Origin of the sequence: Rhizobium sp. SG_E_25_P2 (genome assembly GCF_029892285.1) — a bacterium.
Taxonomy (GTDB): Bacteria; Pseudomonadota; Alphaproteobacteria; order Rhizobiales; family Rhizobiaceae; genus Rhizobium_E.
Genome location: NZ_JARXVM010000009.1, coordinates 153,992 through 178,619 on the forward strand (window position 1 = coordinate 153,992; position 24,628 = coordinate 178,619).

The following is a 24,628-nucleotide window of genomic DNA, read 5'->3' on the forward strand; positions in this document are numbered from 1 at the left end:
GGAGCATGATATGACCCGCCCCCTGATCAGCTATTACGGCGACGATTTCACCGGCTCGACCGATGTGATGGAGGCGCTTGCGTCCAATGGCGTCGACACCGTCCTCTATCTGAAGCGTCCAAGCGCGGTGACAGCTGAGCGGTTTCGCGACGCCCGCGCCGTCGGGCTTGCTGGCACAAGCCGCAGCGAAAGCCCTGACTGGATGGATGTCCATCTTGCTGAGGCCTTTGCGTGGCTCGCCGGGCTCGACGCCGAACTCTGCCACTATAAGGTCTGCTCGACCTTCGACTCCCGCCCTGAGATTGGCAGCATCGGTCGGGCCATCGAGATCGGCGCGCGTATATTTGGAAATCGAACCACCAGTCTCCTTGTCGGCGCGCCGCAGATCCGTCGTTACACTGCATTCGGCCAGCTTTTCGCCGCCTATCAGGGCAAGAATTTCCGTATCGATCGCCATCCGGTGATGAGCCGGCATCCGGTGACGCCGATGGACGAGGCGGATCTTCTCCTGCATCTGTCGCGCCAGACGTCACTGTCGACTGCGCTGCTCGATTGCGTGTCCTTGACCGGTGCCGACGTCGCTGGCGCGCTGGAAGCCGCGCTCGCGGATGATCCCGCCATTCTGCTGGTCGATGTGCTGGATGGGGGCACGCAGGCCGCCGCCGGACAGATCCTGTGGAATGCGCTGAGAGATCGCGGTCGTTTTGTCTGCGGCTCCTCGGGCGTCGAATATGCGCTGATCGAAGCCTGGCGGCAGGCGGGGCTGATTGGGCCGAAACCGGTTTTCGAGCCTGTCGGGCCGGTTGAGCAGATTGCGGTGGTCTCGGGTTCGGTGTCGCCGACAACGGAGCGGCAGATCCGTCATGCGCTGACGCAAGGGTTTGAAGCCGTGGCGCTCGATCCGCTGCTTCTAACCGGCGATGAAGCGGAGCGTGAGATGGACCGCGCCGTGGCGGCGGGTCTCGAGATCTTGTCGCGCAGCGCGAGCCCGGTGATCTATACGGCGCTCGGACCGTCCGCTGATCGCGGCAGTGACATCGACGCGCGCAACGGCGCTCGGCACCGGATCGGACAGGGACTGGGAAAGATCCAGAAGCGTCTGGTCGGCCAGGCCAAGCTCTCCCGCGCGGTGGTCGCTGGCGGCGACACGTCCAGCCATGCGCTTGGGGAAATGGGGATCGAAGCGTTGACGCTGGCGATGCCGCTGCCGCAAACGCCGGGCTCGCCGCTCTGCAAGGCGCATGGCGGCGATCTCGATGGATTGGAGATCGCGCTGAAGGGCGGTCAGGTCGGCGGCGACGATTACTTCTCGATGATCCGCGCCGGCCGTCCCTGACGGTCGAAGAAAGGGCGGTTTTGCCGCCCTCCCCTCGGATCATCAGTCAATCAGGCCTTGGCGCGCTGGGCGTCGACGCTGAGCGGACCGGCGCCTGCAAAGACGAAATACAGGAACAGGAAGCAGTAGAGGATCGCCGCGTCGCCGCCATTGTTCATCGGGAAGAAATTCTGCGGCGCATGCGCGATGAAATAGGCGAAGGCGCACATGCCCGAAGCGAGGAAGGCGGCCGGACGGGTCAGGAAACCGACGGTCAGGAGAGCGCCGCAGACCAGTTCGATAACGCCGGCCCACCAACCGAGGCTGAACGCCGCCGGGTTCATCTGCGACACCGGAAAGCCGAGCAGCTTGGCGGTGCCATGTTCAAGGAAGATGAGACCCGAAATGATCCGGGTGATGCTGAGCATATAGGGAGAATAGGAGTTCAGTCTTGCGGTGAGCGTCATGGATTCAATGCCTTGCTTGGGCTGAGAGGAGAATGCCTCAGCGGCTTCGCATGGCTCGGAAATGTTGTCACTTCAACTCCAGATAAATTCCTCGTGAACACCCCTTGCGCTGTCAGATCAAGGCCTTGAGACAGGCATAGGCGGGCAGGGAGACGATGTCCGAAGTCGGACCTGGCTTGAAGCCCTGTTCCAGATCGTCAGCGGCGAGAAGAGCGAGGCTGCTTGCGGTGCTTGGGAGGCGGACTATCCGCCTCTGGGAGGTGATGTTCGCCGCGAGCAGAACTGTTCGGCCCTCGCCTTCTGCGGCGAGACCCACGATCTCCGACGGCGTCTCGGAGGTTAGCGTCCATGCGGTTTTCCCCGAGAGCGCGGCGAGTTCTGTGATGATGCGCCCGAGGGGGCGCAGCGTGCCGGCTGCGCAGGGTTCCCCCTCGCCGGCGATCAATCCGAATGGCCCCGCCAAGCTGGACAGCGTGAGCAGTTCGAGGCCAGCCGGCAGCGTGGTCGCGGCGTAAGCGAGCGCGAAGGCCGCGCCGAACAGGCCGTTATGGCGCGGATCTACATTGGCCATGGGAATGCGCGAGAGCGTCGGATTGTCCTTGGTCGCAGAACCATAGGGGTTCTGGCGCATGGTGATGGTCGAGGGACCGATGCGATAGGGTTTGTCGTCATAGAGCGCGCGCGCAGAGGCGACGACGTCGGCCAGCGCCTCGAAACTCTGCATCACCGAGAGATCGTCGGCCGCGTGCACGATCGGGTTGGTGCAATGGCTGACGTAATCGACAGAGTGACCCGGAATGCGTTTGCGGTTGAGTTCGGTGAAGTAGGAGAGCATACCGCCGCCCAGCCGAACGCCGGGAAAGGCCTTGCGCGCCGCCTGATAGAGGTCTTCAAGAGGCGGGCAATTGGGCCATGCCGAGCCTGGGGGAGTCGATTGCCGGTCGACAGAGGGGCTTACAAACAGCGTGTCGATCGGGAGATTGGCCTTCGCAATGAGCGCAGCGAGTTCAGCCATCTCGTCATCGAGCGGGCGTTTGCAAGCGACGGCGCATTCGAGGGTGAGTTTGAGCCCCGTCTGCCGCGCCACATATGCGTAATGCTTGAGCGCATCAAGGCCATGACCCGCGATCGGATCAAAATGAGCGATGAGATGGCGCGCTCCGATCTGCTCAAGCAAAGGGAGATGCCGCGCCTCGGCCTCAGCGCAGTCGGGCCGCAGACCAACGCCGATCTCCGGCAGTCGCACAGCCTTCGGAGACAGAGCAAGCGCGATGGGCGCATCCGACCGCGCCAAAGCCGGCGCTGCGGCGTCTGCTGACAGGATCAGTTCGACGCTCTGGCTATGGCGCGCGCCGCTTTCGAGGCGGTAGGGCCAGGGCAGCGCCAAGGGCCGGACATAGGTCTTGTAGGAACCGTCGGTCCAGTTGCGCTGGTCCTCCATCTCGAAGATATCGCCGGCGAAGCGGGTCTCTGCTGTAATGCCGGACGCGACCCTATGCGTGATGGAGGCGATCTCCTTGAAAGGCTGCCAGGGATCAATCGCCCTGGGCCAATGCGCCTGCTCAACCGATCCATCCGCATGGCCCACCGTCACCGGTTGGCCGGAGACGCCGACGATGGGATGCAGCACAGTGAAGCCGGCGCGGGCTGTCTCGAAATCGCCTTGCGCCGTAAAATTCGCCGTGAAGCGAATGCGCTCCGCCTCTCCTTCTATGACGATGTCGGCGAAGAGTCCTGCGCCATCGGGAGCGGAATAGCTTGCGCGATAGGTGATGCGGAAACGCGGCTCACTTTCATGAATGGCGAGGTCGGAAATCTTCGCTGCACATGTTCCCCAATCCTTGTCGCGCACCAGAAAGGCGATGGCGCGAAGGACTTCGTGGCCACGATAGCGGATGGTGCGGAGATTGCCGTCCTGCAGATCGACGCTCAGAGGCCCCGCCGTCAGCCTGCGCATGGGCGCTGGCGGCTCATAAGTTCCATAAAGACGGAAATCGAGGCTGCTCATGGTTTCCTCCTCATGGATTGCAACAGGGGGTCAGCCTAGGAGATCCGCGAGATCGATCGGTCTGCCGGTCTCGGCGCTGAGATAGGCGGCCTCGACCAGCGCGAAGGTTTTCAGATTGTCGTCGCCGGAGGTGTCCGGCGCCTGCCCTGCGACCAGCCGCTCGATCCAGTGCTTCTGGATCAGCGATACGCTTTCCTGGATATTGTGCCAGGGGCGGGAGGCCCAGGGCAGCAGGTTGGGCGCGACGGTGGAAATTCTGGTTCCCGATCGGCCATGCACGGTGAGGCGATAATCCTTGCCGAGCCGGAGCGTGCCCTCGGTTCCGTCGATCTCGACGAAGGTTTCCGGGAACGGCTCTTCCGGCAGCTTCGAGGCGTAGGACACATCGACGACGGAGGTGACGCCGTTTGCATGATCGAGCAGCATTGTGGCGACATCCTCGCCGGCGATAGCGGGATTGATGCGCCTGGTGCGCGCCGTCATGCGGCTGGCGTCGCCAAACAGATAGCGGGCGATGTCGAGTGAATGTATGCCGAGATCCTCGATGATGAAGCGCTTGCCCTTGGCCAGGTAAGGCTGGCCGGAAAACACGTCGAAGCCGGAGCGGAAGGAGACGCGGCCCCAGAAAGCCTCGCCGATTTCGCCAGACTCCAGCACAGCCTTGACCGCCAGGATCGGCGTCTGCCAGCGGAAATTCTCGTGGATCATCAGGGGTGCGCCGGCGTCTCGGGCGGCGCGGACCATGGCCTTGGCGTCATCCAGCGTCGGCGCGAAGGGCTTCTGGCAGATCATCGGGATCTTGTGCCGGGCGGCAAGCTCCACCAGCGCCCGATGGCTGGAAACGGTGGTGGCGATGTCGACAAAGTCGAAGCCGCCATCGGCAAACATAGTCTCCGCATCCTGATAGCGTCTGGCGACGCCGAACTGGTCGCCGACAATCTTCAGCCGTTCCGGATCGCGGTCGCAAATCGCGACGATCTCGACATTGCCGGCGTCACGCCAGCCATGCATCTGGTTGACGGCGAAGAAGCCGCAGCCGATCAACGCGCCCTTGAATGTCGGCATCATCGCCCTCCCCTGCTCAGCCGGCCTTGGCCATCTGCATCAGCGTCACGCGCTGCTGCAATTTGCGTTGCGCCTGATCGACCACGACCGCGACGATGATGACGAGACCCTTGATGACCATCTGCCAGAAGGATGAGACGCCCATCATCACCAGTCCGTCCGAGAGAATACCGATCACGAAAGCGCCGATGATCGTGCCGCCGATCGTGCCGCGTCCGCCTGACATCGAGGTGCCGCCGAGCACGGCCGCCGCGATGGCGTTGAGCTCGAAGGAATTGCCGGTGGCCGGATGGGCAGCCATCAATTCCGACGATATCACCAGCCCGACGATCGCGGCGCAAAAGCCGGAAAACATATAAACGAACATCTTCACCCGGTCGACGCGAATGCCGGACATGCGGGCCGCCCGCTCATTGCCGCCAACGGCGAAGATATGCCGGCCGAGCGGCACGAAACGGGCGAAATAGGCGGCGGCCAGCGCTACCGCGATCAGCAGCCAGACGGATGTCGGCAATCCCAGAATATAGCCTGCGCCCAAAAAGCCGAAGCCTTCATTGCCGAGTTCCGGCTTGCCGACCAGATTGGGCAGCGTCTGACCGTCGGAATAGAGAAGCGCCGCGCCGCGCGCCATATAGAGCGTGCCGAGCGTGGCGATGAAGGGCGCGACATTGAGCTTGGTGATCAACAGCCCGTTGATGACGCCGATGAACACGCCGACCACCAGCACGATCAGCGCCACTTCGAAAATGTTGAAATAGACGGTGTAGCCGATCGGAAGCTGGATGCCGTTCAAGATCAGTCCGCCCGCCACCATGCCGCAGAGGCCGACGATCGAGCCGACCGAGAGATCGATGCCGCCGGTGACGATGACGAAGGTCATGCCCATGGCGAGAAAGGCGTTGAGCGCCACATGCTTGGACATCAGGATCATATTCGCCGTCGACAGGAAATTCGGGGCGAAGATCGAGAAGAAGGCGATCACGGCAAACAGCGCGATGAAAGTGCGCAGTTTCATGAGCGTCAGGAGCAGCGATCCGGAGACTGGGCTCGCGCCCGTTGCGGCATTGGCGGCGGCGGTCATCAGTGAAGCGTCCTTCTTTGTTTATGTCCTTCGGCGGAGGCGGCGATGATCGCCTCCTCGGTGGCGGCGGCGCGATCAAGGATCGTCACCAGTCGGCCGTTGCTCATCACGGCGATCCGGTCCGACAGCGCCATGACCTCTTCGAGATCGGAGGTGGAAAACAGGATGGCGAGCCCCTCGCCCGCCAGCCGGCGCATGGTGCGGAAGACATCGGCCTTTGCGCCGACATCGATGCCGCGCGACGGCTCGTCCATCAAGAGCACCTTCGGCCCGGTCATCAGCGCCTTGCCGATCACGACCTTCTGCTGATTGCCGCCCGACATCGAAGTGACTTCGAAATCCGGGTTCGGCGCCTTGATGGCGAGATTGCGGATCGAGTCCTTGATCGCCTGCTTTTCTTTGCCGAGATCGATGTGGAACAGTCCCTTCACGAACTGGCCGAGGCTCGCGAGCGTCAGGTTCTCGGCGATCGACAGGCATTGCACGAGGCCTTCGCGCTGGCGATCCTCGGGGATCAGAGCGAGCCCCTTCTGGATGCGGCGCGTGGTGTCGGGCGCCGTGAGTTCCGCGCCATCGATGAAGATCCGGCCCGACGACAGGGGATGACGGCCCATGACGCATTCGAAAAGTTCACTGCGTCCCGCGCCCATCAAGCCGTAAATGCCTAGGATTTCGCCTTTGCGCACCGTGAGCGACACGTGATCGACGGCATAGCCGCCCTGGGCGCGCGGCAGGCAGATTTCCTCGACGCGCAGCGCCTCGCCGCCGATCTTGTGATCCGTGGCTTTGGCGAAATCCTTGGCGTCCGAGCCGATCATCGAGCGGACGATCCAGCGGGTGTCGATGTCCTTCACCAGCGCCTGGCCGGTAATCTGGCCGTCTTTGAGCATAGTAATGTAGTCGCCGATGCGCATCAGCTCTTCGAGCCGGTGCGAGATATAGACGATGGCGACGCCCTGCGCCTTCAGTTCGGCGATGACCCGGAAGAGAATGTCGACCTCGGCGGCTGACAGGGCCGAGGTCGGCTCGTCCATGATCAGGATGCGGGTGTCGAGCGAAACCGCGCGTGCGATTTCCACCAGCTGCTGCTGTCCGATCGGCAGATCTTCGGCGAGCGTCTCGGCGGAGATGCCGGCTTCCAGTCGGTTAAGGAAAGCGTTGGCCTTGTCGACCTGCGCCTTGTGGTCGATGCCGCGCAGGCCGCGGGTGATCTCGCGGGTGGCGAAGATGTTTTCCGCCACGGTGAGATTGCCGAACAGGTTGAGTTCCTGAAAGACGATGCCGATGCCATGCTTGACGGCGTCGGCGGGCGAGGAGAGCGAAATGCGTTCGCCATCCATCCAGATCTCGCCCAGCGTCGGCTGCTCCACGCCGGCGATGATGCGCATCAGCGTCGATTTACCGGCGCCATTTTCGCCGACCAGCACATTGACCGCGCCGCGCCTGAGCTTGAGATTGGCCTTCTTGACGGCGAGAATGCCGGAATAGGCTTTGGTGACGTCGCGCAGTTCGAGGATGACGTCGTCCTGGGAAGCGTCCATGTCAGCCTCCGAACGTGATCGTCGCCGGCACGAATTGCGGCAACTGGCCCGAAGACGGCTGCGGATAGGCGCCCGACGCCTTCACCGTCTTGCCGACGAGTGTGTCGCGCGGCAGCTTTTCCAGCGTCAGCTTGTTGACATGAATGTTGAAGGACTTGCCGAACTGCGCCCATTCGATCTGGTTGCGGAAGGAATTGAAATCGACGAAATCCAGCGCGTCGCGCAGCGCTGTGCCGCGAATGGCCGGGCCGATCGCCACGCGCACATCCGCCTTCTGGTCGCCGTCGACATCGACGTCGACATAGCCGGCGCGGGATTTGGTCTCGGCCTTGACGATGACGCCGTCGACCTTGGCGACATAGGTCCAGGGCGCGTTGCCCTGCTTTTCCTTATGGCCATAGGTCTTGTTAGCGGCGTCCGGATCGGAGGCGACAAGGGCCGCCACGTCCTTATAGGGCGCGGATTTCTTGTCGAAATAGGGTGCGACCTTGCTGTCCCAGATCTCGGCCACCTGCCGGTCTGGATCGAAGGCGGCGGCGGCTGCTTCCTTCTGCTGGTCCGCGGTCTTGACGAATTTGCATCCGGCCAGCGTGAGCCCAGTCAGCGCCAGAAGGGCGATGAAGGCGTGATGTCGGGACATGGCGCGCTCCGGTCGTGTACACCAATGATGGGCCGGCAAACGGCCCGGAATGAAGGGAAAAGGCGCGGGGATGCTGGACGGCGCCCCCGCGCAAAGTTGGCCGTAAGGCGGCCTTGGGAAAGATCAGTCCTTGAGCGCGAAGGTTTCGAGCTTGTCGGCGTTGTCGGCGTTGATCAACACGCAGTCCATCAGCTGCTTTTCTTCAGCCGGACCCTTGCCGGTCTTGATGAACTCGTCGGCTTGCGTCACCGCCATCTGGGCCTGCGCATAGGCCGGCTGCATGACGGTGGCCTTAATGCCGCCCGCCTTGATGGAGTCGCGCACGTCGTTGGAGCCGTCGAAGCCCACCACGATCACATCCTTGCGGCCGGCGGCCTGGAGTGCGGCGATCGCGCCCATGGCCATGGTGTCATTGCCGGCGATCACGCCCTGAATGTCCGGATTGGCCTGCAGGATGGTTTCCATCTTGGAATAGCCTTCCGTCTGGCTCCAATTGGCCGACTGCTGGGCGACCATCTTCATCTCCGGATAGTCGTCGATGACGTCGTGATAGCCCTTGGAGCGGATGCCGGCGTTGAGATCGGCTTCGCGGCCAAGAAGCTCGACATAATTGCCCTTCTCGCCCATCAGCTTGACGAATTCTTCCGCGCCGAGCTGCGCGCCCTGATAGTTGTTGGAGACGATCTGGGAGACGGCGATGCCGGTGGCGTTGATTTCGCGGTCGATCAGGAAGGAGGGGACGCCTGCGTCCTTGGCCTTCTTGACGGCGGCGATCGAGGCTTCCGAGCCGGCATTATCGAGAATGATGGCTTTTGCGCCCCGGCCGATGGCCGTGTCGATTAGCTGCGACTGCTTGTTGGCGTCGTCATCATGAACGAGCACCAGCGTGTCATAGCCGAGTTCCTTGGCCTTGGCTTCCGCGCCGACTGCTTCCGCCTTGAAGAACGGGTTGTCGTGGCTGGGGGTGATGATGGCGATGAGATCGGCGGCGAAGGCCGGCATGGCGGTGGTGGCCGCCATGATGGCGGCGAAGCCGGCAAGCGTCAGTCTGCGGGTCAGTGTCATAATGTTCTCCTCCTCTTGAACAGGTTTTGGCGCGGCGCGTCGGCCGTGTCCTGTAGTCATCAAGCGGACGCCTCCACGCCCGCTTGTCTGTGGCGCGAAGCCTCAGGTGATGCGCTGAATGCTGGCGGCGATTTCTTCAGGCTCGAAGACGCGCAGCCAGTCGTCCTTCATCAGCACCGGCTTGCCGAATTCGATCGCCTTGTTGCAGGCGTCGGAAAACACGCCGGGCGTCTCTTCGAAAATGACCGCGCCGAGCACATTCATATGGCCGAGCAGGAAGTCGCGGGCCGCTTCCTTGGGCACGCCACGGCGGACGCATTCGTCCATGGCTTCCTTCATCACGACCAGCAGCGAGGCGCAGACGGTTTCGGACAGACCGGGCTCCAGCAGCGCCATCTGTTCGACGGTGACGCGATGCGAGCGCATGACCGGCGCCCAGATCGTCTTGGCGATTTCCTCGCCGAGCGCATACTCGCTTTCCGGACCCTGCATCAGCGCAGACACGATATGCTGCTTGGCGTGCACGCCGCCGAAGTGATCCTTCTTGGCGGCCATGTCGGTCTCATCGTTGAAGATCGGCGGGTGGCAGGGATGGGTGACGAAATAAGTGAGGTCGGTGCGTTCCGGCAGATGGCCGGCGAAGGGGGCGGCGGCGTCGAGCACCACGACCATCACGCCCGGCTTGAGCTTGTCGGAAATCGAATGCGCGACCTTGCCGATGGCGGTATCCGGCACCGCCAGGATCACCACATCGGCGCCATCGAGTGCTGCGTCGGCGTCAACGGCCGTGACGCCCAGTTCATTGGCAAGCCGAGCTTTGCCGGCGTCGCTGACTTCGACGTGACGGACGTCGAAACGCGATCCCTTGAGATTTTTCGCCAGGCGGCAGCCCATTTTTCCGCCTGCTCCGAATAGCGCGATCGCCGTCATTGTGCCGTCTCCGTCTTTGCTGTGTCCATTTGGAGGGGCGGCGCTTTGGGCGCAGAGGGTCGCTATCCGCCGACGCTGCGGCGGAGGCCTCCCAGGCTGCCGTTCTCCCGACGGCGCCGCTCCTCACTCTGGCGAGGATCGGTAAAGCAACTGGTATGATGAGTCAATGAGGTAATGATTATTTTGTGCGAACACAAAAAACCCGCCGGATTGCAGCCGGCGGGCAAGGCTTGGCGGGAGAAACAGTCAGTATTTGATCCAGGCGGTCTTGAGGCCGGAGAATTTGTCAAAGGCGTGCAGCGACAGGTCACGTCCAACGCCGGATTGCTTGAAGCCTCCGAACGGCGTCATCGGAGACAGGGCGTCCACGGTGTTCACGGAGACAGTGCCGACTTTCAGGACATCGATCAGCCTGTGGGCGCGCGACAGGTTTGACGTCCAGACGGAGGCGGCCAGGCCATAGATCGTGTCATTGGCGAGCGTCACGGCTTCTTCCTCGGTGTCGAACACCGTCACGGCCAGCACAGGGCCGAAGATCTCTTCACGCGACAGGCGATTGTCAGGATCGACGTCGGCAAAGATGGTCGGCTGGATAAAGTGGCCCTTGCCAGCTACCGTCACGCGCTCTCCGCCTGCGATCAGCTTGGCAGTGGTCTTGCCGTGTTCAATATAGGCCTGAACCCGGTCGCATTGGCGGCCATCGACAATCGCGCCCATGGTCGAGGCCGGATCGAGCGGATCGCCGGGCACATAGCGCGCGGCGCGCTCCTTCATATTCTCAAGGAAGGCGTCTGCGATGCCGCGCTGGACGAGCAGGCGGGAATTGGCCGAGCAGATTTCGCCCTGATTGAAGAAGATGCCGAAGGCGGCCATGTCGGCTGCGGCGTCCAAATCCTCGCAATCGTCGAAAATCAGGTTGGGGCTCTTGCCGCCGCATTCCAGCCAGACCTGTTTCATATTGGACTGGGCGGAATAGCCGAGGAAATATTTGCCGACTTCGGTGGAGCCGGTGAAAGTAATGCAATCGACATCCTCATGCAGGCCGAGCGCCTTGCCGGCGGTCTCGCCGAAACCGGTCACGACGTTGAAGACGCCTTCCGGCACGCCCGCCTCAAGTGCGAGTTCTGCGAGGAAGAGGGCCGACAACGGCGATTGCTCGGCCGGTTTCAGCACCACCGAATTGCCCATGGCGAGCGCCGGCGCGCATTTCCATGCGGCCATATCGAGCGGGAAATTCCAGGGCGTGACAGCGCCGATGACGCCCAGCGCTTCGCGCCTGACCATCGCGACATTGCCGCGACCTGTCGGCGCGATCTCGTCATAGATCTTGTCGATGGCTTCGGCGAACCACTGGAACACACCGGCCGCGCCCGGCACATCGATGGCGGCTGCATCCGTCACCAACTTGCCCATGTCGAGGCTTTCGAGCAGCGCGAATTCGGTGAGATTGTCGCGGATGAGATCGGCAAGCTTCAACAGCACCGCCTTGCGCTCAGCCGGCGTCTTGCCCGACCAGCGACCGTCCTCGAAGGCGGCGCGTGCGGCTTTGACGGCGCGGTCGATATCCTCGGCGTCACAGGCGGCGATCTCGGCGATCACCTCCTCCGTCGCTGGATTGACGCTCGGAAAAGTCTTGCCGGAGAGCGCCGGAACGAAAGCGCCGTCGATGAAGGCCTTGTTGCGGACGCTCAGCTTTTCAGCGGCTGCTTTCCAGTCTGCGAGGGTCATGGTCATGGCATACGCTCCTTATCTTTCGTCGCCGGGAACGCCGTAGCTCGGCGAGCCCGAGGGATTGAGCGCGCGGGTGACATAGGCGTCGAGTTGCGGCTTGTAGAGCCGCCAGAGATCGGCGAGCTGGCCGATCGGATCCTCTTCGGCCCAATCGACGCGGAGGTCGGCGACAGGCCAGCTGACATGATCGACGATCAGCAGGCCGGCGGAATGAACCGGCCCCGCCTCCCCGCCCGCCTCAAGCGCCGCCTGCATGGCGGCGAGCAGCCGGTCGCCGAGATCGCCCTCTGCCGCTTCAAACGCCGCGACCATGCGCTTGGGAATGAAGGGATTGGCAAGCAGATTGCCGGCTGCGGCGCAATCGCGCCCCTGCGCCATCTCGTGAACGCCGAGCGCCTGGGCGCCGGAAAACAGCGCGGATTGCCCTTTTGCGTCCAGAATGACGATCTGGCGCCACTCCGCATGCGGATAACCGTCGAGAAGCGCCGTCATCGCAGCGTCTGCGGCTAGACCCTTTGCGAGCAGGTCGAGCCCCTTCGGCCCGAGCGCGGGGTCGGTGATGTTCTGGCTGGCGACGACGCCGGCCCCGGCGCGGGCATGGGCGCAGCGGGCGGCGACCGCAGGAGACGAGGAGGAGATGGCCATGCCAAGCTGGCCGGTGGTCTTGCAGCGCCCGAGGATCGAGAAGGTCATGGCGCGCTCAATCCGGAATGACGGCGGTGACATCCACTTCGACCAGCCATTCCGGCCGGGCGAGCGCCGAGATCACCACGCCTGTCGACACCGGAAAGACGCCCTTCAGCCATTTGCCGATGACGCGATAAACGGTTTCGCGATAGCGCGGGTCAACCAGATAGATGGTGATCTTGCAGATATGGCCAAGTTCGGAGCCGGCTTCCTCAAGCAGCATCTTGATGTTCTTCATCGCCTGCTCGGTCTGCGCCTCGACATCGCCGATGCCGACATTCTTGCTGGTGTCGAGGTCCTGGCCGATCTGGCCGCGAACGAACACCATGGTACCCCGTGCGACCACGACCTGGCAGAGATCGTTGTCGAGCTTCTGTTCGGGATAGGTGTCCTTTGTGTTGAACATCCGGATGCGCTTGTGGATGGGCATGGTCATTCCATTCTTCGGTTGGCGATCCCCGCCGGGGCGAGGCAGGCTGTTATTGGACCTTATGTTCCGGATTGAGGAAAGAACGCTTTCCTTGTTCGTTGCGTCAGGAAAACCGAAGCAATCAACGCCTTGCTTAGTCGACTATGGCATGATGTGGGCGAACGGTGATTGCGTCCGCTGGTTCGAAATATCAAAATCAGATGACAGATAAATCATCATTTCCCGAAGCAGCCCCTTCGACTAGCCTTTTCTCGTCCCGGTCACGAAGGAGCCCGCCATGACGGTAGAAACGATTGACACACTCATCATCGGCGCTGGCCAGGCCGGGCTCGCGATGAGCGAGCACCTGTGTAGCGCCGGCGTCCCTCATCTCGTGCTGGAGCGCAATCGCATTGCCGAGCGCTGGCGTTCGGAGCGCTGGGATTCATTGGTGGCCAACGGACCTGCTTGGCATGACCGTTTTCCGACCCGGAGCTTCGATGATATCGATCCCGACGGTTTTGCGGGCAAGGACAGCATTGTCAGCTATCTCGAAGCTCATGCACAACACTTCGGCGCCCCTGTTCGGTGCGGCGTCGAGGTCACGGCGCTCCGCCGCAAGCCTGACGGTTCGGGTTTCATCGCCGAGACCAGCGAGGGCGTCTTCGAAGCGCGGAACGTCGTCTCCGCCACCGGCCCGTTTCAGAAGCCTGTTATTCCCGCCCTTGTGCCTGATGATAGCGGGGTGGCACAGATCCATTCTTCATCCTATCGCAATCCCGCACAACTTGCTGATGGCGGCGTGCTGGTGATTGGGGCCGGCTCCTCGGGCGTACAGATCGCCGATGAACTGGCGCGCGCCGGCCGCAAGGTCTATCTCGCGGTAGGCCCGCACAACCGGCCGCCCCGCAGCTATCGCGGCAAGGATTTTGTCTGGTGGCTCGGCGCGCTCGGCCTCTGGGACGTCAAGGCCAACGATCCCGCGCTTGAACATGTCACCATTGCCGTGAGCGGCGCACGCGGCGGTCATACTGTGGATTTCCGCGAACTCGCCGCCCAGGGCATCACGCTGGTCGGTCGCGCCCAATCCTATGAGTCGGGCGTGCTGCATTTCGCCGATGACCTGGCGAAAAACATCGCCATGGGCGATGCTGACTATCTCTCGGTGCTCGATGCCGCCGACGCGCATATCGCTCGCGAAGGACTGGATTTCCCGGAAGAGCCCCAAGCGCGGATCATCGGCCCCGAGCCCGATTGCGTGAAGAACCCGATCCTTGATCTCGATCTTGCTGAGGCTGGCGTCACCTCGATCATCTGGGCGACGGGCTATGTGCTCGATTTTGGCTGGCTTAAATTCGACGTGATGGACGAAAAGGGCCGGCCTGCCCATAGCCGGGGCGTCTCCGCCGTCCCCGGTTTCTATTTCCTCGGCCTTGCCTGGCTCTCCCGCCGCGCCTCGCCCTTTATCTGGGGCGTCTGGCACGACGCAAAATATCTGGCCGAGCAGATCGCCGCGCGTCAGGGCTGAGCGGGGACTTCGTGAGTGCGTCTGGCCAAGGTCCGGGTAAGGCGCTAAGGGCTGATGTCAGTTCACGCGCGAGGCGTTCATGATCGCATGTCCCTGCGGCTCCGGCCAGTTCGAGATATCCTGTTGCGGCCCTTATCTGGCCGGCAAGCCGGCGCCGACCGCCGAAGGTCTGATGCGGTCGCGCTACACGGCTTTCACACGCGGTGATCTCGATTATATCGAACGAACCTGCGCCGGCGACGCGAGGCTCGCCTTTGATCGCCTCTCGCTCGGCCGGTCGATCGCAAACACGGAATGGCTGGGCCTGACGATCGAGGAAACCGTCAATGGCGGTGAAGAGGATGCGGCAGGGACCGTGCGATTTGCTGTTCGCTATCGCGAGGGCGGTCGGCTGTTTTCGCAAACAGAAACATCGGAATTCCAAAGGCTTGCGGATGGATGGCGCTATATGCGCGGCAATATCTCGCGCGCATCCGCGCCTACCTTCTCCGCGCCGGGTCGTAATGATCCCTGCCCGTGCGGATCGGGAAAAAAATTCAAGAAATGCTGCGGGGCCGGCTGAGCGCAGGCCCCTGAGCTTTACGCCGGGATCATCGTCTCGTATTCGTTGCGCAGGCTCGACCAGACGTCCCAGAAGGGTTTGGGGTCAGCCTCTTCCAGCCGCGCCTTGAGGATGTCGAGATGGGCGTGCCAGCCGGCGCCGATCTTGACCATATTGGCGCGGTCGCTGATGCGCTTGTGGATCACCGTCAGAAGCACATCCTCACCTTTCGGCTCCAGCGTGAAGCTGACTTCGCCCGGTCCCCAGGCGAAGGCCAGTTTGCGCAGCGGGTCGATTTCCGTCACCCGGCTCTGCATGCGATGCTCTTCGCCGAAACCTTCCGGCCGCGCGCCCGGCGGGTCAGTCAGTTCGTCATTCCGCCAGACCAGTTCCATGGGCCCATCGATCGTGAGATCCATCGGCCCGGACGCCAGCCATTGGCGACGCAGCTCGCTGTCGGTGAGATAGGACCAGACGCGCTCGGCGGGGCCGGGCAGCAGGCGTTCGAGTTTCAAAGTCGCCTGTTCGACGACGGCGGCGTAGGCGTTCAGTTTGGCATGCTCATTCATCGGGTCTCTCCCTCTGTTGCATTTCCATCGCCGCCGCGGTCCGTCCGCAGCAGATTTTCGAGAACATCGAGACGATCGGTCCAGAAACGCTGATAGATCGCCAGCCACTCATGCGCGCGCGCTAATGGGCCGGGGTCGAGCCGGCAGACATGGGTGCGCCCTCTCACCTCGCGGCGGAGAAGCCCCGCGCTTTCCAGCACTTTGATGTGCTTGGAGGCCGCGGCCAGCGACATGTCATGCGGCGCGGCGAGATCACCGACGCTGCGTTCGCCCGAGGCGAGTGCGGCCAGCATTCCTCGGCGCGTCGCGTCCGACAGAGCGTGGAAGATCAAATCTATCTGTTGTGTGTGATGTTCAACCATGTGGTTGAATATTTTTGATCGGCGCTTAATTGTCAACCGATTGGTTGAATAAAAATCCCGATCTGCGCCAGCCGCGTTGCGGTTGGCTTATGCTGCGCTGGAATGAAAGGTCAGGACAGCCGATCGAGGATCTTGCCGAGCATCGTCCGGCATGCCTCCATCTGGCTGAGTTCGATGAATTCGTCGGGCTTGTGGCCCTGCTCCATATCGCCGGGGCCGCAGACGATCGAAGGCGCGCCGAAGGCCTGTTCGAACAACCCGCCTTCCGTGCCGAAAGAGACCTTGAATTGCTGGCCGCCGGAGAGCGATTTCACCGTCTCGGTCGCCTTGCCGCGCGGATCGACATTGAGGCCCGGATAAGTGTTGAAGATGTCGAGGCGAATGCCGGTTTCCGGGAAACGCTTCCGTCCCTCTTCGGTGATCCGCTCGGCCTTGTCGAAAAGTCTGGCCATATAGGCCAAGGGATCGTCGCCGGCGAGGTTGCGGATTTCGAAATCGAGACGGCAGGCGTCGGGCACGATGTTGAGCGCGGTGCCGCCCTGGATCACGCCGGCATGCAGCGTGGTGTAGGGCACGGTGTAATCGTCATCGCGGGGCCCGGAGGCCTCGATATCGGCCTGGATGGCGCGCACTTCCGCCAGAAGCTCTGTCGCCATATAGATGGCGTTGAGGCCGGTGGGCGCCAGCGCCGAATGGGCGGAATGGCCGGTGCAATAGGCCTTGACGCCGGTCTTGCCCTTATGGCCGGTGGCGACCTGCATGGCGGTGGGTTCGCCGATCAACACCCATTCCGGATCGATGCCGGCAGTCGCCAATTCATCCAGCATCGGGCGAACGCCGACGCAGCCGATTTCTTCGTCATAGGAAAAGGCGAGATGCAACGGACGGGTTAGCCGGCGCTCGGTGGCGGCTGCCGCTGCTTCCATGGCGCAGGCGATGAAGCCTTTCATATCCGTGGTCCCGCGTCCATAGAAGCGGTCGCCCTTGCGGCTCATGCGGAAGGGATCGACCGTCCAGGCCTGGCCATCGACCGGCACGACGTCGGTATGGCCTGAGAGCACGATGCCCCCCGGCCCTTCCGGTCCAATCGTGGCGAAAAGCGAGGCGCGGTCGCCATTCTCGTGTGGGAACAATCGGGAGGGAATGCCGGCCGCCGCCAGCGCATCGGCGATATAGCGGATCAGATCGATATTGCCGTCTCGGCTCACGGACGGAAAAGCGATCAATCGGTCGAGAATGTCATAGGCGCTGGTCATGCGAGGCGATTCCTGTTTGCCGCAAACTACCGCTGCGACCATGGCGGACGCAAGGACGCATCGCGACGTCAGGGCGCCGCGCGCAGATTGATCGCCTTGCGCATGATTTCTTCGGTGAGCGCCGAGGTGAGCGCCTTGTCAGCCCCTCGCCGCTCGACAAGCACGAATTCGACATCCTCGAGTTCGGGAAGACGCCCAGTGGGGATTTCGCGAAGTCCAGACGGCGCGAGGCTGCGCGGCTGTACGAACACGCCCATTCCTGCCTTTGCGGCTGCGGTCAGCCCGCTCAGACTGCCGCAGGTGCAGCTGATCCGCCAAGCGACGCCTGCGGCGGTCAGGGCTTCGAGCGCGATCGATCGGGTGACGCTCGGCGATGGAAAGGCGATCAGCGGCAAAGGGACTTGCATGAGGGCATGGTCTGGATCGCGGGCCAGCCAGACCAGCGGTTCGCGATGCAGCAGTGCGCCGCGTGTTTCTCCCAATCGCCGCTTGGCGAGCACCAGATCAATTTCGCCATTTTCCTGCATCTGGAACAGTGGACCCGAGAGCGCGACCGTTAGTTCGAGATCCACGGATGGATGCGAACGGGCGAAACCTTCAAGGATGAGCGGTAACTGGCTGTTGACCAGATCTTCGGAGACGCCGAAGCGGATGCGGCCGCGAAGATCGCCAGCGCGGAAATGGCGTTCGGCCCGGTCGGCGATGGCCAGCATGTCGCGGGCATAGCCGATCATGGCCTCGCCGTCGATTGACAGCGCCACCCGATGCGTGTCGCGCGACAGCAGCTTTCGCCCGACTGTCGTTTCGAGCTTCTGGATATGTTGGCTGACGGTGGATTGGCCGAGACCCAGCCGCTCGGCGGCGAGCGTGAAGCTGCCCGTCTCTTCGACGGCGACGAAAGACCGGAGTTGCGAGAGGTCGAGCATGGTTATCGGAATCTACAATGAGTGTTATTTCTTGTATTGCGAAATGTGATGAAAGACAATTGGCGCGATCACAAGGATTTCGTCATGCGCCGCTATATTCCCAACAGCTTCACGCTGATGCTCATCGCCACCGTCATTGTTGCCTCGTTGCTGCCGGCGAGCGGCGCTTTCGCGGATTGGTTTGGGGTCGCCACCGACATCGCCATTGCGCTGTTGTTCTTCCTGCATGGCGCGCGCCTGTCGCGCGAGACGGTGATCAAGGGCATGCTGCATTGGCGGCTTCATCTGGTGATCTTGTCGGTGACCTTCATCGTCTTCCCGCTTCTCGGGCTGGGGCTCGGCTTTCTGCCGGAAAGCCTGTTGCCGCAGCCGCTCTATCTCGGCTTGCTTTATCTCTGCGTCCTGCCGTCCACGGTGCAGTCGTCGATCGCCTTCACCTCCATGGCGGGCGGCAATGTGCCGGCGGCGGTGTGCTCGGCTTCGGCCTCAAACATCATCGGCATGTTCCTGACGCCGCTTCTGGTCTATTTCCTGTTCTCGCTCGGCAATGGCGGCAGCGGATTTTCGTTGGGCGGTCTCGAAAAGATCCTGTTGCAATTGCTGGCTCCTTTCGTGGTCGGTCAGATTGTGCAGCCCTGGGTCGGCGACTGGGTGCGGTCGAAGAAGAACCTCCTTCTGCCCGTCGATCGCGGTTCGATCCTGATGGTTGTCTATCTGGCCTTCAGCCATGCGGTGATCGAGGGCGTCTGGAGCGATTTTTCGCTGCGCGATCTCGCTGTTGTCGCGGTGATCGATATGCTGCTGCTCGCTTTGGTGCTGACGCTGACCTATTGGGGATCGAAGGCGCTGGGTTTCAATCGCGAGGACGAGATCGTCATCGTCTTCTGCGGCTCCAAGAAGAGCCTGGCGAGCGGCGTGCCCATGGCCAACGCCCTGTTCGCCGGGCCGATGATCGGCTCTATCGTGCTGCCGATCATGTTGTTTCATCAGATCCAGCTGATGGCGTGCGCGGTGATCGCCGAGCGCTATGCGGCGGCGCGCCGTCGTTCGGCGCCAGAGCCCGCCGCCGCCTGAGGTTTAAAGCGTGGCGATGAAGTCGAGGACTTCCGCTTCCGAGACCACATCGGCATATTTGGCGTTCATGTCGAACAGATTGGCCTCATGCGGGGCGGGATGCCGGTCGCCGCAGGCGTCGGCGACGACAGTGGTGATGAAGCCATGCGACATGGCGTCGACACAGCTCGCCCGCACACAGCCGCTGGTGGTGAGGCCGGTGAGGACGACATTGTCCACGCCCATCGAGGTCAAGAGCGGCGCAAGCGACGTGCCGAAGAAGGCGCTGGGATATTGCTTGGAGATCACGAATTCATCGGCTTCAGGCACAAGTCCGGCGGGCCATGCGCCGAGCGGATTGCCGGCCGTGAACGAGGCGAGCGGCTTTGCCTTCTGGAAAAAGCGGCCGCCATCCAGACCCGTGGGATGCAGCACGACGCCCGTGATGATGACGGGGACGCCTTTCACACGCGCGGCGGCGCGGATGCGCAGCGCGCTTTGAAGCGCCGCGTCCACCCCTGCGTAAAGTGGGCTGGACGGTTCGAAATAGGCCTGAACGAAATCGACCAGAACCAGCGCCGGCTTCTTGCCGAAGCCGATGCGGTTGTCATAGGCGCGAGCGTAATTTTCCTTGAGATCGGCATCCATGTCGGCGTTCCTTAGGTTTCCGCATAGGTCTTTTCGAAGCTCCAGACGTCTTCGAAGCCCAAAAGCGTATTGAAGTCCTTGAAGGGATAGAGATCCACCGCATCGGTGGTGACGCCATTGTCGAGAAGATCCCGATAGGCGGCGCGAACGGCTTGTCCATGCGCGAGAAAGCCAAGCGCCGGGTAGATCGCTACGCCATAACCGAGCGATTTGAGCGTTTCGACCGGCATCAGCGGGGTGCGCCCGCCATTGACCATATTGGCGAGCAGAGGTCTGTCGATGGCGGCGGCGATCTCGCGGACTTCCTCTTCGCTCTCTGGCGATTCCACGAAAATGATGTCGGCGCCGGCCTTCGCATAGGCCTGGCCGCGGCGGATCGCCTCCGCAAGACCGAGGCCGGTGCGCGCGTCCGTCCGGGCGATGATCAGAAAATCATCGCTTGTACGACTGTCGACGGCGACCTGGATCTTTCGCACCATGTCTTCCATCGGCACGACGCGGCGATTGGGCGTATGGCCGCATTTCTTCGGAAATTCCTGATCTTCCAGCTGGATGGCGCTGACGCCGGCCTGTTCGTAGCCCCGCACAGTATGGCGCACATTCAGGAGGCCGCCATAGCCGGTGTCTGCGTCGGCGATCACCGGCGTCTTCGTGCGCGCGACGATCTGGGCGATGCGCTCGATCATATCGCGATAAGTTGCAATTCCGGCGTCGGGAATGCCGAGATAGGAGGCGACGGTCCCGTAACCGGTGACGTAGAGGGCTGGAAATCCCATCGTATCGGCGATGAGCGCTGAGATCAGTTCATAGACGCCTGGGGCGAGAATGAACCGTTTTTCCGTGAGCGCCAGTTTCAGTGCGGGATCTGCCATGCGAACTCCAGGGGCTTATGGGCATTAAGGACCGGCGCGATGCGGGCCGCGACGGCAAGGAGCGAAGGGTCTGAAAAACGCGGACCCAACAGGGTGACGCCGATCGGCAGAGCGAAACCGGAAAGCGGCGCATGCAATGCGGGAACGCCGAGCAGCGTCCAGATGGCGTTGAACACGGGATCGCCCGGCCGTCGTCCAACCGGCGCGAAACCTGGAGCGCTGGGCGCGATCACCACGTCGAAATCGGATGCCAGCAGATCGAAATCGACCCGCGCTTCTGCTGCGGCGTCATAGGCGGCGCGGAGATCGGCGAGCGAGCGCCGGTCGCGGTTTTCCACCCGGTGATGAAAATCATCATGCAGATCGGCGCCGAAACGGCGGGCAAGATTGCGGAAGGCGGCGGCGCCCTCGCGATGCAGGATCGTGCGATGGTGATGATCGAGTTCGGCGAAGGACGGCGGAAGTTCGAGATGGCGTATGTCCCATCCCGCCTCGCGCAACCGGTCCCCGGCAGCTGCGAGCGCGGCTTGGGCGTCGCCATCGAGCTTTTCGGCATGCGGGCCTCGGGCGATCGCGATTGATAGGTCTTGGGAGCCCTTGGATGGGCGGATTGCCTCGGTCAGACCGAAAACGCCGGCGAGGAGCGAAAGATCTTCGACGGAGCGGGCGTGCCAACCGATAGTGTCGAGGCTGTTGGCGTAAGTCTTCACCCCTTCCCGGCTGACCAGTCCGAAAGACGGCTTGAACGCGTAGACGCCGCAGAAGGAGGCCGGCCGGATGGTCGAGCCGCCAGTCTGCGTGGCGAGCGCCAGCGGAACATGTCCATCCGCCACGCCGGCGGCGGACCCGGCGGATGAGCCGCCCGACGTTCTCGTCAAATCGACGGGATTTCCCGTCGCGGCGTCACGTCCGGCTGCGGCGAATTCCGTCGTGTCGGTCTTTCCGAGAATGATCGCGCCTTCTGCGCGCAGGAGATCGACCGGAGCGGCATCAGCCGCAGGCTGGAAATTCGAAAAGAGCGGCGAGTTATGTGTGGTCGGCAGATCCCTGGTGTCGAACACGTCCTTCACGCCGACCGGGAGGCCATGAAGCCGACCGCGCTTGCTCAGGGGAACGGCGTCTGCGTCTTCCGCCATCTCAAGGGCGCGGGGATGGATCGCCAGCCAAGCCTTGACCGCGCCATCCCGCGCAGCGATCCGTTTGAGACAGGCTGCGATGAGGTCACGGGAGGTTAAATCCCCTGCCCGCAGACGCGACGCAGCCTCCGTTGCGGTCAATCCGTGAAGCGGAACAGCGTTTGACGTCACAGTCCGGCCCCCGGAGGCATGGCGTTATGGTGATCGGTCGCATTCTGAAAGGCGATGGCCGCCTCCAGACACAGAACATCTTCGCCTGGCCGGCTGATAATCTGTATGCCGGTCGGCAATCCTGCGGCGCCGAAACCCGATGGCGCCATGAGCGCCGGAAAGCCTGTGACGTCGAAGATCATGGTGTTGCGCGAAATGATATGCTGAAAGGCGACCGCCTCGCCGTTGATGTCGACCGTCATCGTATCGAGCCTGCCTGCTTCCCCGCCGATCCCGGGGGTGATCATCACATCGACCTCCGCCATCGCGGCGCCCAACGCGGCCTGGGCGTCGATCCTTGCCTGCAGCGCGGAGATGTAGTCGACGGCCGAATAACCAAGGCCGTTGCGGAGCCTGACGAGAAGTCCAGGATCGAAAAGCTCGGCGCGGTCGAGACGATCATGCTGGAGCGCCGCCAATTCGCTCTGCAGGATGATCCAGCCGGCTTCGTGCCAGGGGGCGATGTCGATCGGCGGCATGTCAATCAGCCGATGTCCGAGCGCGTCGAACACTTTCAGCGCTATGCCCCAATTCTCCAGCACCGAGCGATCGACGCGCTCGGTGAACCAGGTCTGCGGCACGCCGATCCTCAACGGCCGGCCGGGCGGCTGCGCCGAGAGCGTCGCGCATCCGGCAATGACCGAGGGATCTGGCTCCGCCGTCATGAAGGGCAGGACGCGGGCAATATCGGCCGCGCTTCGAGCCATTGGCCCGACATGATCGAGTGTCCAGGACAGAGGCGCGACGCCCCGGCGCGAGACAAGCTCCCTGCTCGGCTTGAGACCGGTGGTTCCACACCAGCAGGACGGAACGCGGATCGAGCCGCCGGTGTCGGTGCCGAGCGCGAAAGGCATCAGGCGCGCGGCGAGCGCCGCCCCGGACCCAGTCGAGGATCCGCCCGTCCAGCGCGTTTCGTCCCAAGGATTATGCACCGCGCCAAAGCGTGGATTATGCGGCGAGCCGGCGGCAAATTCAGTGGTGGCGGTGATGGCCATGGGAATGGCGCCCGCCGCTCGCAATCGGCTCACGACATGCGCGTCCGCTGCAGCAATGCGGTCACCGGTGAATAATGAGCCACAGGTCACGCCTGCGCCGGCGACGTCGATAATGTCCTTGACGCCGAAAGGGACGCCTTCCAGCGGTCGCGGTCGTCCCGCCGCCCAGCGACGGCTGCTGTCATCTGCCGCGGCTTGCGCATCCGGTGTGAGCCGCAGCACCGACTGGGTTCCTGCTGGCAACGCCTCGATCGCCGCGACGAGTTCGGCGACATAATCCAGGGGCGTGTAGGACGCGGAGGCGAAGGCGGACAGGAGATCTGCGATCCCCATGTCGCGCATCGGTCGCGTCAAGGGCGCCGCTATTGTCGGCAGGCCCATGACATGAAGCGGATGCGGCGGTCGACGAAAGGGAAGGTCCGCCCGCGTCGGATCCCGCCCATCAAGGGGGCCCTGCGCCTGTCCCGTGTCCGACACCCGCATCCGCGACACCGGCCTATTCCGCGGCGATTTTAAGGGCGCTGCGGCTTTCCATCAGCGGCTGAATACGCTGCCCGAACTGGTCGAGACCGATCAGGAAGTCGTCGAAAGTCAGCATGATGCCCTTGGTGCCGGCAACGGTCGCGGCTTCGTCGAGCATGCGCGCGACGCTCGCATAGGAGCCCACCAACGTGCCCATGTTGAAATTGACGGCGCCTTCCGGGAGGTTGATCGATTTTGCGGTCGAGGAGGCGTCGGCATTGGCGTCTTTCGAGCCCTGATCCGCCATCCAGGCGAGCGCGCCGACATCAGCGCCGGCGCGGTAGCTTTCCCATTTCGCCTTGGCCAGCTCATCCGTCTCGTCGGCGATCACCATGAACAACACATAGGAGCCGACGTCGCGGCCGGTCTTGGCGGCGGCGGCGATCAGCCGCTCATTGTTGGGCGCATAGGCGGTGGGCGTGTTGATGCCCGAGCCCAGCACGAAATTGTAGTCGGCATATTGAGCGGCGAACTCCATGCCGCGCGGGCTCTGGCCTGCCGCGACGATTTCGATCTTGTGCTCGGGCATCGGCCGCATCTTGCAATCCTTCATGGTGAAGTGCTTGCCGTCGAAGGTGCATTCGCCCGTAGACCAGAGCTCATTCATGATATGCACATATTCGGTCGAATAATCGTAGCGGTAGCCGAAATAGTCGTCCCCGGGCCAGATGCCCATCTGGTCGTATTCCGCCATTTGCCAGCCGGAGACGATGTTGACGCCGAAGCGACCGGGCGCGACGGAATCGATCGTGGTCGCCATCCGCGCCACGATCGCCGGCGGCAGCGTCAGCACGGCGGTGGAAGCGAACAGCTTGATGCGCTCGGTCACGGCGGCGAGCGACGCCATCAGCGTGAAGGATTCGAGATTGTAGTCCCAGAATTCGGTTTCGCCGCCGAAGCCGCGAAGCTTGATCATGGAAAGCGCGAAATCCAGGCCATAGCTCTCGGCCTTCTGGACGATCTGTTTGTTGAGCTCGAAGCTCGGCTTGTATTGCGGCGCGGCGGTGGAGATGAGCCAGCCATTGTTGCCGATGGGAATGAAGACGCCAATATCCATTTTAGGTTCCCCTT

General features: G+C 62.8%; 24 protein-coding genes. 4 read left to right on the forward strand and 20 right to left on the reverse strand.

Annotated elements, in window-relative coordinates:
* Nucleotides 1-10: 10 nt before the first annotated feature.
* Nucleotides 11-1,336, forward strand: coding sequence for a four-carbon acid sugar kinase family protein (locus M2360_RS14320; protein ID WP_280775877.1), 1,326 nt, complete (start codon nt 11-13; stop codon nt 1,334-1,336).
* 50 nt (nt 1,337-1,386) lie between these two features.
* On the opposite strand, the gene M2360_RS14325 is transcribed toward M2360_RS14320, so the two are convergent.
* From M2360_RS14325 to M2360_RS14375, 11 genes are all read right to left on the reverse strand, one after another.
* On the reverse strand, nt 1,387-1,782 hold the full coding sequence (locus M2360_RS14325) for a DoxX family protein (RefSeq protein ID WP_280775878.1): 396 nt from the start codon (nt 1,780-1,782) through the stop codon (nt 1,387-1,389).
* Between the two features lie 112 nt (nt 1,783-1,894).
* On the reverse strand, nt 1,895-3,790 hold the full coding sequence (locus M2360_RS14330) for a hypothetical protein (RefSeq protein ID WP_280775879.1): 1,896 nt from the start codon (nt 3,788-3,790) through the stop codon (nt 1,895-1,897).
* A gap of 30 nt (nt 3,791-3,820) precedes the next feature.
* Complete coding sequence (locus M2360_RS14335) at nt 3,821-4,855, reverse strand: Gfo/Idh/MocA family oxidoreductase (RefSeq protein WP_280775959.1); 1,035 nt, start codon at nt 4,853-4,855, stop codon at nt 3,821-3,823.
* 16 nt (nt 4,856-4,871) lie between these two features.
* The gene (locus tag M2360_RS14340; RefSeq protein ID WP_137155065.1) at nt 4,872-5,936 is read right to left on the reverse strand and encodes an ABC transporter permease; all 1,065 of its coding nucleotides are present in this window, start codon (nt 5,934-5,936) and stop codon (nt 4,872-4,874) included.
* A complete protein-coding gene (locus M2360_RS14345) occupies nt 5,936-7,477 on the reverse strand; it encodes a sugar ABC transporter ATP-binding protein (RefSeq protein WP_280775880.1) in 1,542 nt (513 codons plus the stop codon). The genes M2360_RS14340 and M2360_RS14345 overlap by 1 nt, the downstream gene beginning before the upstream one ends.
* A 1-nt stretch (nt 7,478) precedes the next feature.
* The gene (locus tag M2360_RS14350; protein WP_280775881.1) at nt 7,479-8,117 is read right to left on the reverse strand and encodes a DUF2291 family protein; all 639 of its coding nucleotides are present in this window, start codon (nt 8,115-8,117) and stop codon (nt 7,479-7,481) included.
* Nucleotides 8,118-8,240: 123 nt separating this feature from the next.
* Nucleotides 8,241-9,182, reverse strand: coding sequence for a D-ribose ABC transporter substrate-binding protein (locus tag M2360_RS14355; RefSeq protein WP_280775882.1), 942 nt, complete (start codon nt 9,180-9,182; stop codon nt 8,241-8,243).
* A gap of 102 nt (nt 9,183-9,284) precedes the next feature.
* A complete protein-coding gene (locus M2360_RS14360) occupies nt 9,285-10,112 on the reverse strand; it encodes a phosphogluconate dehydrogenase C-terminal domain-containing protein (RefSeq protein WP_280775883.1) in 828 nt (275 codons plus the stop codon).
* Between the two features lie 246 nt (nt 10,113-10,358).
* A complete protein-coding gene (locus M2360_RS14365) occupies nt 10,359-11,840 on the reverse strand; it encodes an aldehyde dehydrogenase (protein ID WP_280775960.1) in 1,482 nt (493 codons plus the stop codon).
* 18 nt (nt 11,841-11,858) lie between these two features.
* Nucleotides 11,859-12,536 carry a DUF1028 domain-containing protein gene (locus M2360_RS14370; RefSeq protein ID WP_280775884.1) on the reverse strand — a complete coding sequence of 226 codons (678 nt, stop codon included), beginning with the start codon at nt 12,534-12,536 and terminating at the stop codon, nt 11,859-11,861.
* 7 nt (nt 12,537-12,543) lie between these two features.
* Nucleotides 12,544-12,960 (reverse strand): RidA family protein, encoded by a 417-nt coding sequence (locus M2360_RS14375; RefSeq protein ID WP_280775961.1) that lies wholly within the window; start codon nt 12,958-12,960, stop codon nt 12,544-12,546.
* 277 nt (nt 12,961-13,237) lie between these two features.
* Here M2360_RS14375 and M2360_RS14380 point away from each other — a divergent pair, with 277 nt between their 5' ends.
* Nucleotides 13,238-14,467, forward strand: coding sequence for an NAD(P)/FAD-dependent oxidoreductase (locus tag M2360_RS14380; protein WP_280775885.1), 1,230 nt, complete (start codon nt 13,238-13,240; stop codon nt 14,465-14,467).
* 79 nt (nt 14,468-14,546) lie between these two features.
* A complete protein-coding gene (locus M2360_RS14385) occupies nt 14,547-15,029 on the forward strand; it encodes a YchJ family metal-binding protein (RefSeq protein ID WP_280775887.1) in 483 nt (160 codons plus the stop codon).
* A gap of 17 nt (nt 15,030-15,046) precedes the next feature.
* Here M2360_RS14385 and M2360_RS14390 read toward each other — a convergent pair whose 3' ends face one another.
* The 4 genes from M2360_RS14390 to M2360_RS14405 all read right to left on the reverse strand — a co-directional run bounded on the left by M2360_RS14390 (nt 15,047) and on the right by M2360_RS14405 (nt 18,121).
* Nucleotides 15,047-15,577 carry an SRPBCC family protein gene (locus tag M2360_RS14390; RefSeq protein ID WP_280775888.1) on the reverse strand — a complete coding sequence of 177 codons (531 nt, stop codon included), beginning with the start codon at nt 15,575-15,577 and terminating at the stop codon, nt 15,047-15,049.
* Nucleotides 15,574-15,939, reverse strand: a complete 366-nt coding sequence (locus M2360_RS14395) for a metalloregulator ArsR/SmtB family transcription factor (RefSeq protein ID WP_280775889.1) — start codon at nt 15,937-15,939, stop codon at nt 15,574-15,576. Before M2360_RS14395 ends, M2360_RS14390 begins: the two co-directional genes overlap by 4 nt.
* Before the next feature lie 110 nt (nt 15,940-16,049).
* The gene (gene argE / locus M2360_RS14400) at nt 16,050-17,195 is read right to left on the reverse strand and encodes an acetylornithine deacetylase (RefSeq protein ID WP_280775891.1); all 1,146 of its coding nucleotides are present in this window, start codon (nt 17,193-17,195) and stop codon (nt 16,050-16,052) included.
* A 68-nt stretch (nt 17,196-17,263) separates the two neighbouring features.
* Complete coding sequence (locus M2360_RS14405) at nt 17,264-18,121, reverse strand: LysR substrate-binding domain-containing protein (RefSeq protein ID WP_280775892.1); 858 nt, start codon at nt 18,119-18,121, stop codon at nt 17,264-17,266.
* A gap of 48 nt (nt 18,122-18,169) precedes the next feature.
* On the opposite strand from M2360_RS14405, the gene M2360_RS14410 reads away from it, so the two are divergent.
* Nucleotides 18,170-19,195, forward strand: a complete 1,026-nt coding sequence (locus M2360_RS14410; RefSeq protein ID WP_280775893.1) for a bile acid:sodium symporter family protein — start codon at nt 18,170-18,172, stop codon at nt 19,193-19,195.
* A gap of 3 nt (nt 19,196-19,198) precedes the next feature.
* Here M2360_RS14410 and M2360_RS14415 read toward each other — a convergent pair whose 3' ends face one another.
* From M2360_RS14415 to rutA, 5 genes are all read right to left on the reverse strand, one after another.
* Nucleotides 19,199-19,822, reverse strand: coding sequence for an isochorismatase family protein (locus tag M2360_RS14415; RefSeq protein WP_280775894.1), 624 nt, complete (start codon nt 19,820-19,822; stop codon nt 19,199-19,201).
* An 11-nt stretch (nt 19,823-19,833) separates the two neighbouring features.
* The gene (locus M2360_RS14420; protein WP_280775895.1) at nt 19,834-20,694 is read right to left on the reverse strand and encodes an isocitrate lyase/PEP mutase family protein; all 861 of its coding nucleotides are present in this window, start codon (nt 20,692-20,694) and stop codon (nt 19,834-19,836) included.
* Complete coding sequence (locus M2360_RS14425; RefSeq protein WP_280775896.1) at nt 20,676-22,001, reverse strand: amidase; 1,326 nt, start codon at nt 21,999-22,001, stop codon at nt 20,676-20,678. The genes M2360_RS14420 and M2360_RS14425 overlap by 19 nt, the downstream gene beginning before the upstream one ends.
* Nucleotides 21,998-23,368: an amidase gene (locus M2360_RS14430; RefSeq protein ID WP_280775898.1), complete on the reverse strand. Its 1,371-nt coding sequence runs from the start codon at nt 23,366-23,368 to the stop codon at nt 21,998-22,000. The genes M2360_RS14425 and M2360_RS14430 overlap by 4 nt, the downstream gene beginning before the upstream one ends.
* A 163-nt stretch (nt 23,369-23,531) precedes the next feature.
* Nucleotides 23,532-24,614, reverse strand: a complete 1,083-nt coding sequence (gene rutA, locus M2360_RS14435; RefSeq protein ID WP_280775900.1) for a pyrimidine utilization protein A — start codon at nt 24,612-24,614, stop codon at nt 23,532-23,534.
* Nucleotides 24,615-24,628: the final 14 nt, after the last annotated feature.

Coding starts and splice junctions, on each gene's coding strand:
- M2360_RS14365 (WP_280775960.1), bottom strand. CDS start 11,840: ATGACCCTCGCAGACTGGAAAGCAGCCGCTGAAAAGCTGAGCGTCCGC.
- M2360_RS14320 (WP_280775877.1), top strand. CDS start 11: ATGACCCGCCCCCTGATCAGCTATTACGGCGACGATTTCACCGGCTCG.
- M2360_RS14350 (WP_280775881.1), bottom strand. CDS start 8,117: ATGTCCCGACATCACGCCTTCATCGCCCTTCTGGCGCTGACTGGGCTC.
- M2360_RS14340 (WP_137155065.1), bottom strand. CDS start 5,936: ATGACCGCCGCCGCCAATGCCGCAACGGGCGCGAGCCCAGTCTCCGGA.
- M2360_RS14420 (WP_280775895.1), bottom strand. CDS start 20,694: ATGGCAGATCCCGCACTGAAACTGGCGCTCACGGAAAAACGGTTCATT.
- M2360_RS14325 (WP_280775878.1), bottom strand. CDS start 1,782: ATGACGCTCACCGCAAGACTGAACTCCTATTCTCCCTATATGCTCAGC.
- argE (WP_280775891.1), bottom strand. CDS start 17,195: ATGACCAGCGCCTATGACATTCTCGACCGATTGATCGCTTTTCCGTCC.
- M2360_RS14405 (WP_280775892.1), bottom strand. CDS start 18,121: ATGCTCGACCTCTCGCAACTCCGGTCTTTCGTCGCCGTCGAAGAGACG.
- M2360_RS14330 (WP_280775879.1), bottom strand. CDS start 3,790: ATGAGCAGCCTCGATTTCCGTCTTTATGGAACTTATGAGCCGCCAGCG.
- M2360_RS14430 (WP_280775898.1), bottom strand. CDS start 23,368: ATGGGGATCGCAGATCTCCTGTCCGCCTTCGCCTCCGCGTCCTACACG.
- M2360_RS14335 (WP_280775959.1), bottom strand. CDS start 4,855: ATGCCGACATTCAAGGGCGCGTTGATCGGCTGCGGCTTCTTCGCCGTC.
- M2360_RS14410 (WP_280775893.1), top strand. CDS start 18,170: ATGAAAGACAATTGGCGCGATCACAAGGATTTCGTCATGCGCCGCTAT.
- rutA (WP_280775900.1), bottom strand. CDS start 24,614: ATGGATATTGGCGTCTTCATTCCCATCGGCAACAATGGCTGGCTCATC.
- M2360_RS14370 (WP_280775884.1), bottom strand. CDS start 12,536: ATGACCTTCTCGATCCTCGGGCGCTGCAAGACCACCGGCCAGCTTGGC.
- M2360_RS14385 (WP_280775887.1), top strand. CDS start 14,547: ATGATCGCATGTCCCTGCGGCTCCGGCCAGTTCGAGATATCCTGTTGC.
- M2360_RS14360 (WP_280775883.1), bottom strand. CDS start 10,112: ATGACGGCGATCGCGCTATTCGGAGCAGGCGGAAAAATGGGCTGCCGC.
- M2360_RS14375 (WP_280775961.1), bottom strand. CDS start 12,960: ATGCCCATCCACAAGCGCATCCGGATGTTCAACACAAAGGACACCTAT.
- M2360_RS14415 (WP_280775894.1), bottom strand. CDS start 19,822: ATGGATGCCGATCTCAAGGAAAATTACGCTCGCGCCTATGACAACCGC.
- M2360_RS14380 (WP_280775885.1), top strand. CDS start 13,238: ATGACGGTAGAAACGATTGACACACTCATCATCGGCGCTGGCCAGGCC.
- M2360_RS14355 (WP_280775882.1), bottom strand. CDS start 9,182: ATGACACTGACCCGCAGACTGACGCTTGCCGGCTTCGCCGCCATCATG.
- M2360_RS14345 (WP_280775880.1), bottom strand. CDS start 7,477: ATGGACGCTTCCCAGGACGACGTCATCCTCGAACTGCGCGACGTCACC.
- M2360_RS14395 (WP_280775889.1), bottom strand. CDS start 15,939: ATGGTTGAACATCACACACAACAGATAGATTTGATCTTCCACGCTCTG.
- M2360_RS14390 (WP_280775888.1), bottom strand. CDS start 15,577: ATGAATGAGCATGCCAAACTGAACGCCTACGCCGCCGTCGTCGAACAG.